Below are 13,317 nucleotides of genomic sequence, written 5' to 3'. Positions count from 1 at the left end.
ATTCATGAAAGTTTTCTACGATAAAGACTGCGACCTGTCGATCATCCAGGGCAAGAAAGTTGCCATCATCGGTTACGGCTCCCAGGGCCACGCTCAAGCATGCAACCTGAAAGACTCCGGTGTCGACGTTACGGTCGGTCTGCGTAAAGGTTCGGCCACCGTTGCCAAGGCAGAAGCCCACGGCCTGAAAGTGACCGACGTGGCTGCCGCTGTTGCCGGCGCCGACCTGGTCATGATCCTGACCCCGGACGAGTTCCAGTCCCAGCTGTACAAGAACGAAATCGAGCCGAACATCAAGAAAGGCGCCACCCTGGCCTTCTCCCACGGCTTCGCGATCCACTACAACCAGGTTGTTCCGCGTGCCGACCTCGACGTGATCATGATCGCGCCGAAAGCTCCGGGCCACACCGTACGTTCCGAGTTCGTGAAAGGCGGCGGCATCCCTGACCTGATCGCGATCTACCAGGACGCCTCGGGCAACGCCAAGAACGTTGCACTGTCCTACGCTGCAGGCGTTGGCGGTGGCCGCACCGGCATCATCGAAACCACTTTCAAGGACGAGACCGAAACCGACCTGTTCGGCGAACAAGCCGTTCTGTGCGGCGGTACCGTTGAACTGGTTAAAGCCGGTTTCGAAACCCTGGTAGAAGCTGGCTACGCGCCGGAAATGGCTTACTTCGAGTGCCTGCACGAACTGAAACTGATCGTTGACCTCATGTACGAAGGCGGTATCGCCAACATGAACTACTCGATCTCCAACAACGCTGAGTACGGCGAGTACGTGACCGGTCCGGAAGTGATCAACGCCGAGTCCCGTCAGGCCATGCGCAACGCCCTGAAACGTATTCAGGACGGCGAATACGCCAAAATGTTCATCAGCGAAGGCGCAACCGGCTACCCTTCGATGACCGCCAAGCGTCGTAACAACGCCGCTCACGGTATCGAAATCATCGGCGAGCAACTGCGCTCCATGATGCCGTGGATCGGTGCCAACAAGATCGTCGACAAAGCCAAAAACTAAGTCGTCGACCCTTGTGTGAAAAAAAAACGCGGCTTCGGCCGCGTTTTTTCGTATGGGCGGACGGTTCTGGTATAAAGCTGCATCGTTTGTGGCCGAACCGTCGTCCCAGACACCTGTCGAAAATGTCCAATCCGTTGCAAGGTAATGTCCATGAGCGAACGCCCCGAAGAGCCGAACCAGGCTTCAGACGCCGAAAGCCTGCTGCCCATCGATGAACATGTCGAAGAAGGGCATGACGCAGAAGGTCGTAAAGTCCGGCATCGTGGTATCTATCTTCTGCCGAATCTGTTCACCACTGCGAACCTGTTCGCAGGGTTTTATTCCATTATCAACTCGATGAGTGCCCAGGCGGCCTTGAGCGCCGGGGACGCGGCGAATGCGAGCAAGTACTTCGCGTTCGCAGCCATCGCGATTTTTGTCGCCATGGTGCTCGACGGTCTCGACGGCCGTGTGGCGCGCATGACCAATACACAAAGTGCATTCGGTGCCGAGTACGACTCGCTGTCGGATATGGTTGCCTTTGGTGTCGCGCCGGCATTGCTGGCATTCGGCTGGGCGCTGGGTGACATGGGCAAGGTCGGCTGGATGGTAGCCTTTATCTATGTGGCGGGTGCGGCGCTGCGTCTGGCACGTTTCAACACTCAGGTCGGCACTGCTGACAAACGCTACTTCATCGGACTGGCCAGCCCGGCTGCTGCCGGTGTGGTGGCGGGGATTGTCTGGGCATTCAGCGACTACGGAATACAGGGATCGAAGATGTCGTTCCTGGTTGCGTTGATGGTCGCGGCTGCCGGCATGCTGATGGTCAGCAACATCAAGTACAACAGCTTCAAGGAGCTGGACCTGAAGGGACGCGTGCCATTCGTTGCGATCCTGGCGGTGGTGCTGGTGTTCGCCGTGGTGTTCAGCGATCCGCCGCGCATTCTGCTGCTGGTGTTCCTTGCCTATGCGGCTTCGGGGCCTGTGCAGTACCTGTTGCATCTTCGTCGCCACAAAAACGTCGAGTGATGTAATTTCCCTCATACTCCGCAGTCTATGGGTGCATCTGTCCTCCAAAACTGCGGAGTTGTCATGCTGATCAAAATCCCCAAAGCGTCCGACTGCCATGAGTCGGACGTCACGCCTGAATCCATTTATCTCTCTCGGCGGCAATTGCTCGGTGCTACAGCGGCCGGCCTGGCTGTGGGCAGCCTGCCGCGTTGGGCCAGTGCCGAAGAGGCCGTCCGTTATGCCGATGTCGAGCCCGGAAAGATGCCTGTCTGGTTTTCCGAAAAGCTGCCTTCTATTAAATGGGGCGCCGTGAACGTCAAGGATGAGGCCATCACGCCCTTCAAGGACGCCACCCATTACAACAACTTCTATGAGTTCGGTACCGACAAGGGTGATCCGGCAGCTAATGCCGGATTGCTGAAAACCGAACCCTGGAGTGTGGTGGTGGACGGGGAGGTGGGGAAGCCGGGGCGCTATGCGCTGGAGGACTTCATGAAGCCTTATCAGTTGGAGGAGCGTATCTATCGCCTGCGCTGTGTCGAGGCCTGGTCGATGGTCATCCCCTGGATCGGCTTTCCCATATCGGCGCTGCTCAAGCAGGTGGAGCCAACGTCCAATGCCAAATACATTCGTTTTGAAACCTTGCAGGATCCCAAGAGTATGCCCGGACAGCGTTCAGGATTTGCTCTGATCGACTGGCCCTATGTAGAAGGTTTGCGCCTGGATGAGGCGATGAATCCGTTGGCGATCCTGGCTGTGGGCATGTATGGCCGTGAACTGCCGAATCAGAACGGCGCGCCCTTGCGTCTGGTAGTGCCGTGGAAGTATGGCTTCAAAAGTGTCAAATCCATCGTACGGATCAGTCTGGTGAGTGAGCAGCCCAAGACGACCTGGCAAAGCATTGCGGCAAATGAGTACGGGTTCTATGCGAATGTGAACCCGACGGTGGATCATCCTCGCTGGACTCAGGCTCGGGAGCGACGTCTTCCTAATAGCCTGTTCAAGCCGAATGTGCGTGATACACAAATGTTCAACGGCTACTCGGATGAAGTCGCTTCTTTATATACAGGGCTCGATCTGCGGAAGAATTACTGATGCGATATCCGTTCTGGCGTGTGGGCGTTTTTATTGCAACGGCCATCTGGCCGTTGTGGTGGTTCTATCAGGCCTTTGAGGATCTGCTCGGGCCGGATCCGGGAAAGGTTCTGGTCGATCGGCTTGGGCTTGGGACCTTGGTATTGTTGCTGATCACGTTGAGCATGACGCCTTTGCAGAAGCTCACCGGGTGGGCGGGGTGGATTGCTGTGCGCCGACAGCTGGGGTTGTGGTGTTTCGCGTATGTGGTTTTGCATTTATGCAGCTATATGGCGTTCATCCTTGGATTCGACTGGTCGCAATTGGGTGTGGAGTTGCGCAAGCGCCCTTACATTATCGTGGGTACGCTCGGGTTTCTGGGATTGCTGGCATTGGCGGTGACGTCCAATCGTTATAGCCAGCGTCGTTTGGGTGTTCGCTGGAAGAAGTTGCATCGATTGGCTTATTTGATTCTGGGGCTTGGGTTGCTGCATATGCTGTGGATTGTGCGTGCTGATCTTAAGGAGTGGGCGGTCTATGCCTTTATAGGTGGACTGCTTCTCATGTTGCGCCTCCCGCCGGTAGGCCGTCGAATCCCGCGTTTGCTGGGTAAACGACAGGTTCTGCAAGAAAAACGAAATTAAGTGTTGACGGCAGATTCTGGAGGTCTATAATTCGCCCCACTTCCGGCGCAGTCGAAACGAAAACTCCTTGAGATTCAATGAGTTGCACGGTTTTCGATAGCGGTTTACTTCAGATCATCGAGGCCTGGAAGGAGTTGGAAATGCCGGTTCTTCTGGCGCTTTCAGCGGTTCGATCTTCTCGGTCGAAAGCGGAGAAAAAGAGGTGTTGACAGCAGCGTGTAACGCTGTAGAATTCGCCTCCCGCTGACGAGAGATCGGAAGCGCAAGTGGTTGAAGTTGTTGAAGAAATCTTCGAAAACTTCTGAAAATAATCACTTGACAGCAAATGAGGCTGCTGTAGAATGCGCGCCTCGGTTGAGATGAAAGCTCTTAACCAACCGCTCTTTAACAACTGAATCAAGCAATTCGTGTGGGTGCTTGTGGAGTCAGACTGATAGTCAACAAGATTATCAGCATCACAAGTTACTCCGCGAGAAATCAAAGATGTAACCAACGATTGCTGAGCCAAGTTTAGGGTTTCTTAAAAACCCAAAGATGTTTGAACTGAAGAGTTTGATCATGGCTCAGATTGAACGCTGGCGGCAGGCCTAACACATGCAAGTCGAGCGGATGAAGGGAGCTTGCTCCCGGATTCAGCGGCGGACGGGTGAGTAATGCCTAGGAATCTGCCTGGTAGTGGGGACAACGTTTCGAAAGGAACGCTAATACCGCATACGTCCTACGGGAGAAAGCAGGGGACCTTCGGGCCTTGCGCTATCAGATGAGCCTAGGTCGGATTAGCTAGTTGGTGAGGTAATGGCTCACCAAGGCGACGATCCGTAACTGGTCTGAGAGGATGATCAGTCACACTGGAACTGAGACACGGTCCAGACTCCTACGGGAGGCAGCAGTGGGGAATATTGGACAATGGGCGAAAGCCTGATCCAGCCATGCCGCGTGTGTGAAGAAGGTCTTCGGATTGTAAAGCACTTTAAGTTGGGAGGAAGGGTTGTAGATTAATACTCTGCAATTTTGACGTTACCGACAGAATAAGCACCGGCTAACTCTGTGCCAGCAGCCGCGGTAATACAGAGGGTGCAAGCGTTAATCGGAATTACTGGGCGTAAAGCGCGCGTAGGTGGTTCGTTAAGTTGGATGTGAAATCCCCGGGCTCAACCTGGGAACTGCATCCAAAACTGGCGAGCTAGAGTATGGTAGAGGGTGGTGGAATTTCCTGTGTAGCGGTGAAATGCGTAGATATAGGAAGGAACACCAGTGGCGAAGGCGACCACCTGGACTGATACTGACACTGAGGTGCGAAAGCGTGGGGAGCAAACAGGATTAGATACCCTGGTAGTCCACGCCGTAAACGATGTCAACTAGCCGTTGGGAGCCTTGAGCTCTTAGTGGCGCAGCTAACGCATTAAGTTGACCGCCTGGGGAGTACGGCCGCAAGGTTAAAACTCAAATGAATTGACGGGGCCCGCACAAGCGGTGGAGCATGTGGTTTAATTCGAAGCAACGCGAAGAACCTTACCAGGCCTTGACATCCAATGAACTTTCCAGAGATGGATTGGTGCCTTCGGGAACATTGAGACAGGTGCTGCATGGCTGTCGTCAGCTCGTGTCGTGAGATGTTGGGTTAAGTCCCGTAACGAGCGCAACCCTTGTCCTTAGTTACCAGCACGTAATGGTGGGCACTCTAAGGAGACTGCCGGTGACAAACCGGAGGAAGGTGGGGATGACGTCAAGTCATCATGGCCCTTACGGCCTGGGCTACACACGTGCTACAATGGTCGGTACAAAGGGTTGCCAAGCCGCGAGGTGGAGCTAATCCCATAAAACCGATCGTAGTCCGGATCGCAGTCTGCAACTCGACTGCGTGAAGTCGGAATCGCTAGTAATCGCGAATCAGAATGTCGCGGTGAATACGTTCCCGGCCTTGTACACACCGCCCGTCACACCATGGGAGTGGGTTGCACCAGAAGTAGCTAGTCTAACCTTCGGGAGGACGGTTACCACGGTGTGATTCATGACTGGGGTGAAGTCGTAACAAGGTAGCCGTAGGGGAACCTGCGGCTGGATCACCTCCTTAATCGACGACATCAGCTGCTCCATAAGTTCCCACACGAATTGCTTGATTCATTGAAGAAGACGATAGAAGCAGCCCGAAATTGGGTCTGTAGCTCAGTTGGTTAGAGCGCACCCCTGATAAGGGTGAGGTCGGCAGTTCGAATCTGCCCAGACCCACCAATTTTGTGTGGGAAACGCCTGTAGAAATACGGGGCCATAGCTCAGCTGGGAGAGCGCCTGCCTTGCACGCAGGAGGTCAGCGGTTCGATCCCGCTTGGCTCCACCACTACTGCTTCTGAAGTTTGAAAGCTTAGAAATGAGCATTCCATCAGTGTGATGATGAATGTTGATTTCTAGTCTTTGACTGGATCGTTCTTTAAAAATTTGGGTATGTGATAGAAAGATAGACTGAACGTTACTTTCACTGGTAACGGATCAGGCTAAGGTAAAATTTGTGAGTTCTCTTAATTGAGAAATTCGAATTTTCGGCGAATGTCGTCTTCACAGTATAACCAGATTGCTTGGGGTTATATGGTCAAGTGAAGAAGCGCATACGGTGGATGCCTTGGCAGTCAGAGGCGATGAAAGACGTGGTAGCCTGCGAAAAGCTTCGGGAGTCGGCAAACAGACTTTGATCCGGAGATGTCTGAATGGGGGAACCCAGCCATCACAAGATGGTTATCTTGTACTGAATACATAGGTGCAAGAGGCGAACCAGGGGAACTGAAACATCTAAGTACCCTGAGGAAAAGAAATCAACCGAGATTCCCTTAGTAGTGGCGAGCGAACGGGGACTAGCCCTTAAGTGGCTTTGAGATTAGCGGAACGCTCTGGAAAGTGCGGCCATAGTGGGTGATAGCCCTGTACGCGAAAATCTCTTGGTCATGAAATCGAGTAGGACGGAGCACGAGAAACTTTGTCTGAATATGGGGGGACCATCCTCCAAGGCTAAATACTACTGACTGACCGATAGTGAACTAGTACCGTGAGGGAAAGGCGAAAAGAACCCCGGAGAGGGGAGTGAAATAGATCCTGAAACCGTATGCGTACAAGCAGTGGGAGCAGACTTTGTTCTGTGACTGCGTACCTTTTGTATAATGGGTCAGCGACTTATTTTCAGTGGCGAGCTTAACCGAATAGGGAGGCGTAGCGAAAGCGAGTCTTAATAGGGCGTCTAGTCGCTGGGAATAGACCCGAAACCGGGCGATCTATCCATGGGCAGGTTGAAGGTTAGGTAACACTGACTGGAGGACCGAACCGACTACCGTTGAAAAGTTAGCGGATGACCTGTGGATCGGAGTGAAAGGCTAATCAAGCTCGGAGATAGCTGGTTCTCCTCGAAAGCTATTTAGGTAGCGCCTCATGTATCACTGTAGGGGTAGAGCACTGTTTCGGCTAGGGGTCATCCCGACTTACCAAACCGATGCAAACTCCGAATACCTACAAGTGCCGAGCATGGGAGACACACGGCGGGTGCTAACGTCCGTCGTGAAAAGGGAAACAACCCAGACCGTCAGCTAAGGTCCCAAAGTTATGGTTAAGTGGGAAACGATGTGGGAAGGCTTAGACAGCTAGGAGGTTGGCTTAGAAGCAGCCACCCTTTAAAGAAAGCGTAATAGCTCACTAGTCGAGTCGGCCTGCGCGGAAGATGTAACGGGGCTCAAACCATACACCGAAGCTACGGGTATCACGTAAGTGATGCGGTAGAGGAGCGTTCTGTAAGCCTGTGAAGGTGAGTTGAGAAGCTTGCTGGAGGTATCAGAAGTGCGAATGCTGACATGAGTAACGACAATGGGTGTGAAAAACACCCACGCCGAAAGACCAAGGTTTCCTGCGCAACGTTAATCGACGCAGGGTTAGTCGGTCCCTAAGGCGAGGCTGAAAAGCGTAGTCGATGGAAAACAGGTTAATATTCCTGTACTTCTGGTTATTGCGATGGAGGGACGGAGAAGGCTAGGCCAGCTTGGCGTTGGTTGTCCAAGTTTAAGGTGGTAGGCTGAGATCTTAGGTAAATCCGGGATCTTAAGGCCGAGAGCTGATGACGAGTGTTCTTTTAGAACACGAAGTGGTTGATGCCATGCTTCCAAGAAAAGCTTCTAAGCTTCAGATAACCAGGAACCGTACCCCAAACCGACACAGGTGGTTGGGTAGAGAATACCAAGGCGCTTGAGAGAACTCGGGTGAAGGAACTAGGCAAAATGGCACCGTAACTTCGGGAGAAGGTGCGCCGGTGAGGGTGAAGGACTTGCTCCGTAAGCTCATGCCGGTCGAAGATACCAGGCCGCTGCGACTGTTTATTAAAAACACAGCACTCTGCAAACACGAAAGTGGACGTATAGGGTGTGACGCCTGCCCGGTGCCGGAAGGTTAATTGATGGGGTTAGCTAACGCGAAGCTCTTGATCGAAGCCCCGGTAAACGGCGGCCGTAACTATAACGGTCCTAAGGTAGCGAAATTCCTTGTCGGGTAAGTTCCGACCTGCACGAATGGCGTAACGATGGCGGCGCTGTCTCCACCCGAGACTCAGTGAAATTGAAATCGCTGTGAAGATGCAGTGTATCCGCGGCTAGACGGAAAGACCCCGTGAACCTTTACTATAGCTTTGCACTGGACTTTGAATTTGCTTGTGTAGGATAGGTGGGAGGCTTTGAAGCGTGGACGCCAGTTCGCGTGGAGCCATCCTTGAAATACCACCCTGGCAACTTTGAGGTTCTAACTCAGGTCCGTTATCCGGATCGAGGACAGTGTATGGTGGGTAGTTTGACTGGGGCGGTCTCCTCCTAAAGAGTAACGGAGGAGTACGAAGGTGCGCTCAGACCGGTCGGAAATCGGTCGTAGAGTATAAAGGCAAAAGCGCGCTTGACTGCGAGACAGACACGTCGAGCAGGTACGAAAGTAGGTCTTAGTGATCCGGTGGTTCTGTATGGAAGGGCCATCGCTCAACGGATAAAAGGTACTCCGGGATAACAGGCTGATACCGCCCAAGAGTTCATATCGACGGCGGTGTTTGGCACCTCGATGTCGGCTCATCACATCCTGGGGCTGAAGCCGGTCCCAAGGGTATGGCTGTTCGCCATTTAAAGTGGTACGCGAGCTGGGTTTAGAACGTCGTGAGACAGTTCGGTCCCTATCTGCCGTGGACGTTTGAGATTTGAGAGGGCTGCTCCTAGTACGAGAGGACCGGAGTGGACGAACCTCTGGTGTTCCGGTTGTCACGCCAGTGGCATTGCCGGGTAGCTATGTTCGGAAAAGATAACCGCTGAAAGCATCTAAGCGGGAAACTTGCCTCAAGATGAGATCTCACTGGAACCTTGAGTTCCCTGAAGGGCCGTCGAAGACTACGACGTTGATAGGTTGGGTGTGTAAGCGCTGTGAGGCGTTGAGCTAACCAATACTAATTGCCCGTGAGGCTTGACCATATAACACCCAAGCAATTTGCGTCGGCTCTCTAAACCAGAGCAACCAGATTGCGGTGTGTGAAGACGCAATGAACCGAAAGTTCGACGCTCACAAAGCACCGAAAACTATCCCATACCCAATTTGCTGAAGCGAGGCCGTCAGGTCACGAGTCAGTACCCGAATTTCTTGACGACCATAGAGCGTTGGAACCACCTGATCCCATCCCGAACTCAGAAGTGAAACGATGCATCGCCGATGGTAGTGTGGGTTTCCCCATGTGAGAGTAGGTCATCGTCAAGATTAAATTCCGAAACCCCAATTGCGAAAGCAGTTGGGGTTTTGTTTTGCCCGCAGGAAAGTTTTTGCTCGCGTCAGAGAACAAATTTGCACAGTTATTTTCGAATCAGGACACTAGAATAGATCCCAACTTTTTCGGAGCCAGAGCCCTTATGTCGGATTCGGTTGACGCCCCAGGGCTGTCAGATTTACCGCTGGATGACTTGGTGGCCTGCCATGAGTGCGATCTGCTGATGCGCAAGCCCAAGCTTGCTCACGGCGAAAAAGCCCTCTGCCCACGTTGCGGTTACGAACTGTACGCTCACCGTCATAATGTGGTGCAGCGCAGTCTCGCCCTGGTCATTGCCGCGCTGTTGCTCTATGTGCCGGCGAACTTTTTACCCATCATGCAGCTCAATGTTCTCGGGCAATCGTCGCAGGACACTGTCTGGAGCGGCGTTGTCGGTCTGTTCAATACCGATATGCGTGGTGTTTCAGTTGTCGTATTCCTTTGCAGCATGGCGATTCCGCTGCTGAAACTGCTGTGTCAGTTGATCGTGTTGCTGACCATCCGTTTTAACTTCGGTCGTAGCTACGGCCTGTTGCTCTACCGCATTTATCACCACCTCAAAGACTGGGGCATGCTTGAGGTCTACCTCATGGGCGTCCTGGTGGCGATCGTCAAACTGGCGGACATGGCCGCCATCACCGTCGGTCTCGGTCTGGCATGTTTCATCGGCTTGTTGTTGGTTCAGGTCTGGCTCGAAGTGGTGATGTCACCGCACCAGATCTGGCAGGCGTTATCAGGAGAGGATGCCCATGCGGGCGATTGATGCGGGCATTCTGATCTGTACCGAATGCCACGAACTGAACAAGCAGGATGCCGACAGCGATCAGCAGACCTGCACCCGATGCGGTGCATTGGTTCACGCCCGGCGGCCCAATAGTCTGGCGAGAACCTGGGCGCTGCTGATCACGGCCGCGATCGTCTACATTCCGGCCAATGTCCTGCCGATCATGACGGTCAGCTCGCTGGGCCAGGGTGATCCGAGCACCATCATGTCCGGCGTCATCCAGTTGGTGCAGCACGGCATGATTCCGATCGCTGCTGTGGTGTTTGTCGCCAGCATTCTGGTGCCGACCTTCAAACTGGTAGGCATTGCGCTTCTGCTGTTTTCGGTTCAACGCCGTCAGCCACTCTCCGCGCGCCAGCGGATCTGGATGTACCGCTTCATCGAGTTCATCGGCCGCTGGTCCATGCTCGATATTTTTGTGATTGCCATTCTGGTGGCAGTCGTCAACTTCGGCCGGCTAGCCAGCGTCGAAGCCAATCTTGGCGCCATCGCCTTCGCCAGTGTGGTGATTCTGACGATGCTTGCCGCTGTCACTTTCGATCCCCGACTGATTTGGGATAACACGGAGTCGGACGCCGACCATGACTGATTTGCCTGTAGCGAAAACCCGACCGGCTTCGAACTGGTCTGCCATCTGGGTACTGCCCCTCATCGCCCTGATTATCGGCGGATGGCTCGGTTGGCGTGCCTATACCGAAACCGGCATCGAGATTCAGGTGCGTTTTGAAAGCGGTGAAGGCATTCAGGCCAACAAGACCGAAGTGGTCTACAAAGGCATGCCGGTCGGCAAGGTGAAAGCCCTCAAACTCGATGATGAAGGCAACTCCAAAGGTGTCATCGCGACCATCGAGATGAACAAGGATGTCGATCAGTACCTGAAGACCAGCACTCGTTTCTGGCTGGTCAAACCGAGCGTGACCCTGGCCGGGATCACCGGGCTGGAAACCCTGGTATCGGGTAACTACGTCGCCATCAGTCCCGGCGAAGGCGAGCCGACCCGCAAGTTCAAGGCCTTGGCCGAAGAGCCGCCGCTGTCGGACTCCAAACCCGGCCTGCACCTGACGATCAAGGCTGATCGCCTCGGTTCGTTGAACCGTGGCAGCCCGGTGTTCTACAAGCAGATCAAAGTCGGCCAGATCAAAAGCTATGTGCTGTCGGAAGACCAGAGCACCGTCGAGCTCAAGGTGTTCATCGAGCCGACTTACGCCAAACTGGTGCGCAAACACACGCGTTTCTGGAACGCCAGCGGCATCAGCATCGACGCCAACCTGTCCGGGGTGAAAGTGCGCAGCGAGTCCCTGGCCAGCATCGTCGCCGGCGGTATCGCGTTCGCTACGCCGGAGAACCGCAAGGACAGTCCGCCCACCGATCCAAGCCTGCCGTTTCGTCTGTACGAAGACTTCGATGCGGCCGCCGCCGGTATCCGCGTGAAGGTCAAACTCAGCGATTTCGAAGGTCTGCAGGCCGGGCGTACCCCGGTGATGTACAAAGGCATTCAGGTCGGTAACCTGAAAGCACTGAAGATTGATCCGGATCTGTCCAGCGCCACGGCTGAATTGACCCTCGATCCTCTGGCTGAGGAATACCTGGTCACCGGCACTCAGTTCTGGGTGGTCAAACCGTCGATTTCTCTGGCCGGCATCACCGGTCTGGAAGCGCTGGTAAAAGGTAACTACATCGCCGTACGCCCGGGCGACAAGGGCGGCGCTCCGCAACGTGAATTCGAAGCCCGGCCAAAAGCGCCGCCGCTGGATCTGCGCGCACCCGGCCTGCACCTGGTGCTGTTTACCGACACCCTCGGCTCGATCGATGTCGGCAGCCCGATCCTCTACAAGCAGGTCAAGGTCGGTTCCGTGCAGAGCTATCAGTTCTCCAAGACCCGCAAACAACTGGTGATCGGCGTCCACATCGAGAAGGAATACGAAAACCTGGTCAACGCTTCGACCCGTTTCTGGAACGTCAGCGGCGTCACGCTGACCGGCGGTTTGACCGGCGGTATTCAGGTCAAGAGTGAATCCTTGCAGACCCTGATGGCCGGCGGCATCGCCTTCGAGACGCCGCAAGCCAAGGCGCCGTTGCAGAAACGGATTCCACGCTTCCGCCTGTTCGCCAACCATGACGAGGCCAATCAGAAGGGCGAGGTGGTGACCATCAAAGTGGACCGCGCCGACGGTCTGCGCAGCGGCACCCCGGTTCGCTTCAAGGGGCTGGATGTCGGCAAGATCGAAAGTGTCGATCTGACCGATGACCTGCAATCGGTGATCCTCACCGCACGTATTACTGAAGTGCCGGAGAAGATTGCCCGGGTCGGCAGTCAGTTCTGGGTGGTCAAGCCGGAACTGGGGCTGATCAAGACCTCGAATCTGGAAACTCTGGTAACGGGTCAGTACATCGAAGTCCAACCCGCTGCGAAAAACCTCGGCCCGCAGAAAAACTTTGTGGCCTTGGCCAATCCGCCGGAAGTGAGCAAGCAAGAGGCCGGCCTCAGCCTGGTATTGAGTGCTGCCCGCCGTGGTTCTTTGAAGCCAGGCGTGCCGGTAACCTACCGCGAAATCACGGTGGGGAAAGTCACTGGTTACGAACTGGGTCAGACCGCCGACCGCGTTCTGGTGCACATCCTGATCGAGCCGAAGTATGCGCCGCTGGTTCGCAGTGGCAGTCGCTTCTGGAACACCAGTGGTGTCGGTTTCGACATTGGCTTGTTCAATGGTCTGACCGTACGGACCGAGTCTCTCGAAACGGCGATTCAGGGCGGTATCGCCTTCGCCACACCGGACGGCGAGAAGATGGGGAATCCGGCACGCGCCGAACAGACCTTCCCGCTGTTCGACAAGTTCGAAGACGAATGGCTGACCTGGGCGCCGAAAATCCCCCTCGGCAAGTAGTCTGGGAAACAGGTGGCGTCGGTGAGGACGCCTTCGCGGGCTTGCCCGCGAAGAGGCCTTGTCATTGAGCACAAAATCCAAGCCATAAAAAAGGCCGCGATCCAGACAGATCGCGGCCTTTT

7 protein-coding genes, 2 tRNA genes and 3 rRNA genes are annotated in these 13,317 nt (G+C 54.7%); all 12 read left to right on the top strand.

Annotated features, from left to right (window positions below; translation table 11 throughout):
- Positions 1–4 precede the first annotated feature (4 nt).
- The 12 genes from ilvC (at position 5) to C6Y56_RS24160 (ending at position 13,195) form a co-directional block, all read left to right on the top strand.
- On the top strand, positions 5–1,021 hold the full coding sequence (ilvC, locus tag C6Y56_RS24215; RefSeq protein WP_007959661.1) for a ketol-acid reductoisomerase: 1,017 nt from the start codon (positions 5–7) through the stop codon (positions 1,019–1,021).
- A gap of 150 nt (positions 1,022–1,171) precedes the next feature.
- On the top strand, positions 1,172–2,029 hold the full coding sequence (gene pssA, locus C6Y56_RS24210) for a CDP-diacylglycerol--serine O-phosphatidyltransferase (RefSeq protein ID WP_065261609.1): 858 nt from the start codon (positions 1,172–1,174) through the stop codon (positions 2,027–2,029).
- A gap of 63 nt (positions 2,030–2,092) precedes the next feature.
- Positions 2,093–3,106 carry a protein-methionine-sulfoxide reductase catalytic subunit MsrP gene (msrP, locus tag C6Y56_RS24205; protein ID WP_169431932.1) on the top strand — a complete coding sequence of 338 codons (1,014 nt, stop codon included), beginning with the start codon at positions 2,093–2,095 and terminating at the stop codon, positions 3,104–3,106.
- Positions 3,106–3,729, top strand: a complete 624-nt coding sequence (gene msrQ / locus C6Y56_RS24200) for a protein-methionine-sulfoxide reductase heme-binding subunit MsrQ (RefSeq protein WP_169431931.1) — start codon at positions 3,106–3,108, stop codon at positions 3,727–3,729. Before msrP ends, msrQ begins: the two co-directional genes overlap by 1 nt.
- Before the next feature lie 540 nt (positions 3,730–4,269).
- A 16S ribosomal RNA gene (locus C6Y56_RS24195) occupies positions 4,270–5,803 on the top strand.
- A gap of 81 nt (positions 5,804–5,884) precedes the next feature.
- Positions 5,885–5,961 (top strand) — tRNA-Ile (locus tag C6Y56_RS24190).
- A 30-nt stretch (positions 5,962–5,991) separates the two neighbouring features.
- Positions 5,992–6,067: transfer RNA gene (locus C6Y56_RS24185), tRNA-Ala, on the top strand.
- Positions 6,068–6,314: 247 nt separating this feature from the next.
- Positions 6,315–9,200: ribosomal RNA gene (locus tag C6Y56_RS24180) — 23S ribosomal RNA — on the top strand.
- A 165-nt stretch (positions 9,201–9,365) separates the two neighbouring features.
- Positions 9,366–9,480: ribosomal RNA gene (gene rrf, locus C6Y56_RS24175) — 5S ribosomal RNA — on the top strand.
- The 16S, 23S and 5S rRNA genes sit together here with 2 tRNA genes alongside, the layout of an rRNA operon.
- A 149-nt stretch (positions 9,481–9,629) precedes the next feature.
- Positions 9,630–10,289, top strand: coding sequence for a paraquat-inducible protein A (locus C6Y56_RS24170; protein ID WP_169431930.1), 660 nt, complete (start codon positions 9,630–9,632; stop codon positions 10,287–10,289).
- Positions 10,276–10,899 carry a paraquat-inducible protein A gene (locus C6Y56_RS24165; protein ID WP_169431929.1) on the top strand — a complete coding sequence of 208 codons (624 nt, stop codon included), beginning with the start codon at positions 10,276–10,278 and terminating at the stop codon, positions 10,897–10,899. The genes C6Y56_RS24170 and C6Y56_RS24165 overlap by 14 nt, the downstream gene beginning before the upstream one ends.
- Entirely contained in the window at positions 10,892–13,195 is a 2,304-nt protein-coding gene (locus tag C6Y56_RS24160) for a PqiB family protein (protein WP_169431928.1), read from the top strand. Before C6Y56_RS24165 ends, C6Y56_RS24160 begins: the two co-directional genes overlap by 8 nt.
- Positions 13,196–13,317: the final 122 nt, after the last annotated feature.

The organism is Pseudomonas fluorescens, from assembly GCF_012974785.1.
Classification (GTDB): Bacteria; Pseudomonadota; Gammaproteobacteria; order Pseudomonadales; family Pseudomonadaceae; genus Aquipseudomonas; species Aquipseudomonas fluorescens_BT.
Note: the sequence above shows the minus strand (reverse complement) of the source record. Positions and strands in the feature narration are given on the sequence as shown.

Excerpts from the sequence above, each read along its gene's own strand:
- ilvC (WP_007959661.1), top strand. The coding sequence starts at position 5 with ATGAAAGTTTTCTACGATAAAGACTGCGACCTGTCGATCATCCAGGGC.
- pssA (WP_065261609.1), top strand. The coding sequence starts at position 1,172 with ATGAGCGAACGCCCCGAAGAGCCGAACCAGGCTTCAGACGCCGAAAGC.
- msrP (WP_169431932.1), top strand. The coding sequence starts at position 2,093 with ATGCTGATCAAAATCCCCAAAGCGTCCGACTGCCATGAGTCGGACGTC.
- msrQ (WP_169431931.1), top strand. The coding sequence starts at position 3,106 with ATGCGATATCCGTTCTGGCGTGTGGGCGTTTTTATTGCAACGGCCATC.
- C6Y56_RS24170 (WP_169431930.1), top strand. The coding sequence starts at position 9,630 with ATGTCGGATTCGGTTGACGCCCCAGGGCTGTCAGATTTACCGCTGGAT.
- C6Y56_RS24165 (WP_169431929.1), top strand. The coding sequence starts at position 10,276 with ATGCGGGCGATTGATGCGGGCATTCTGATCTGTACCGAATGCCACGAA.
- C6Y56_RS24160 (WP_169431928.1), top strand. The coding sequence starts at position 10,892 with ATGACTGATTTGCCTGTAGCGAAAACCCGACCGGCTTCGAACTGGTCT.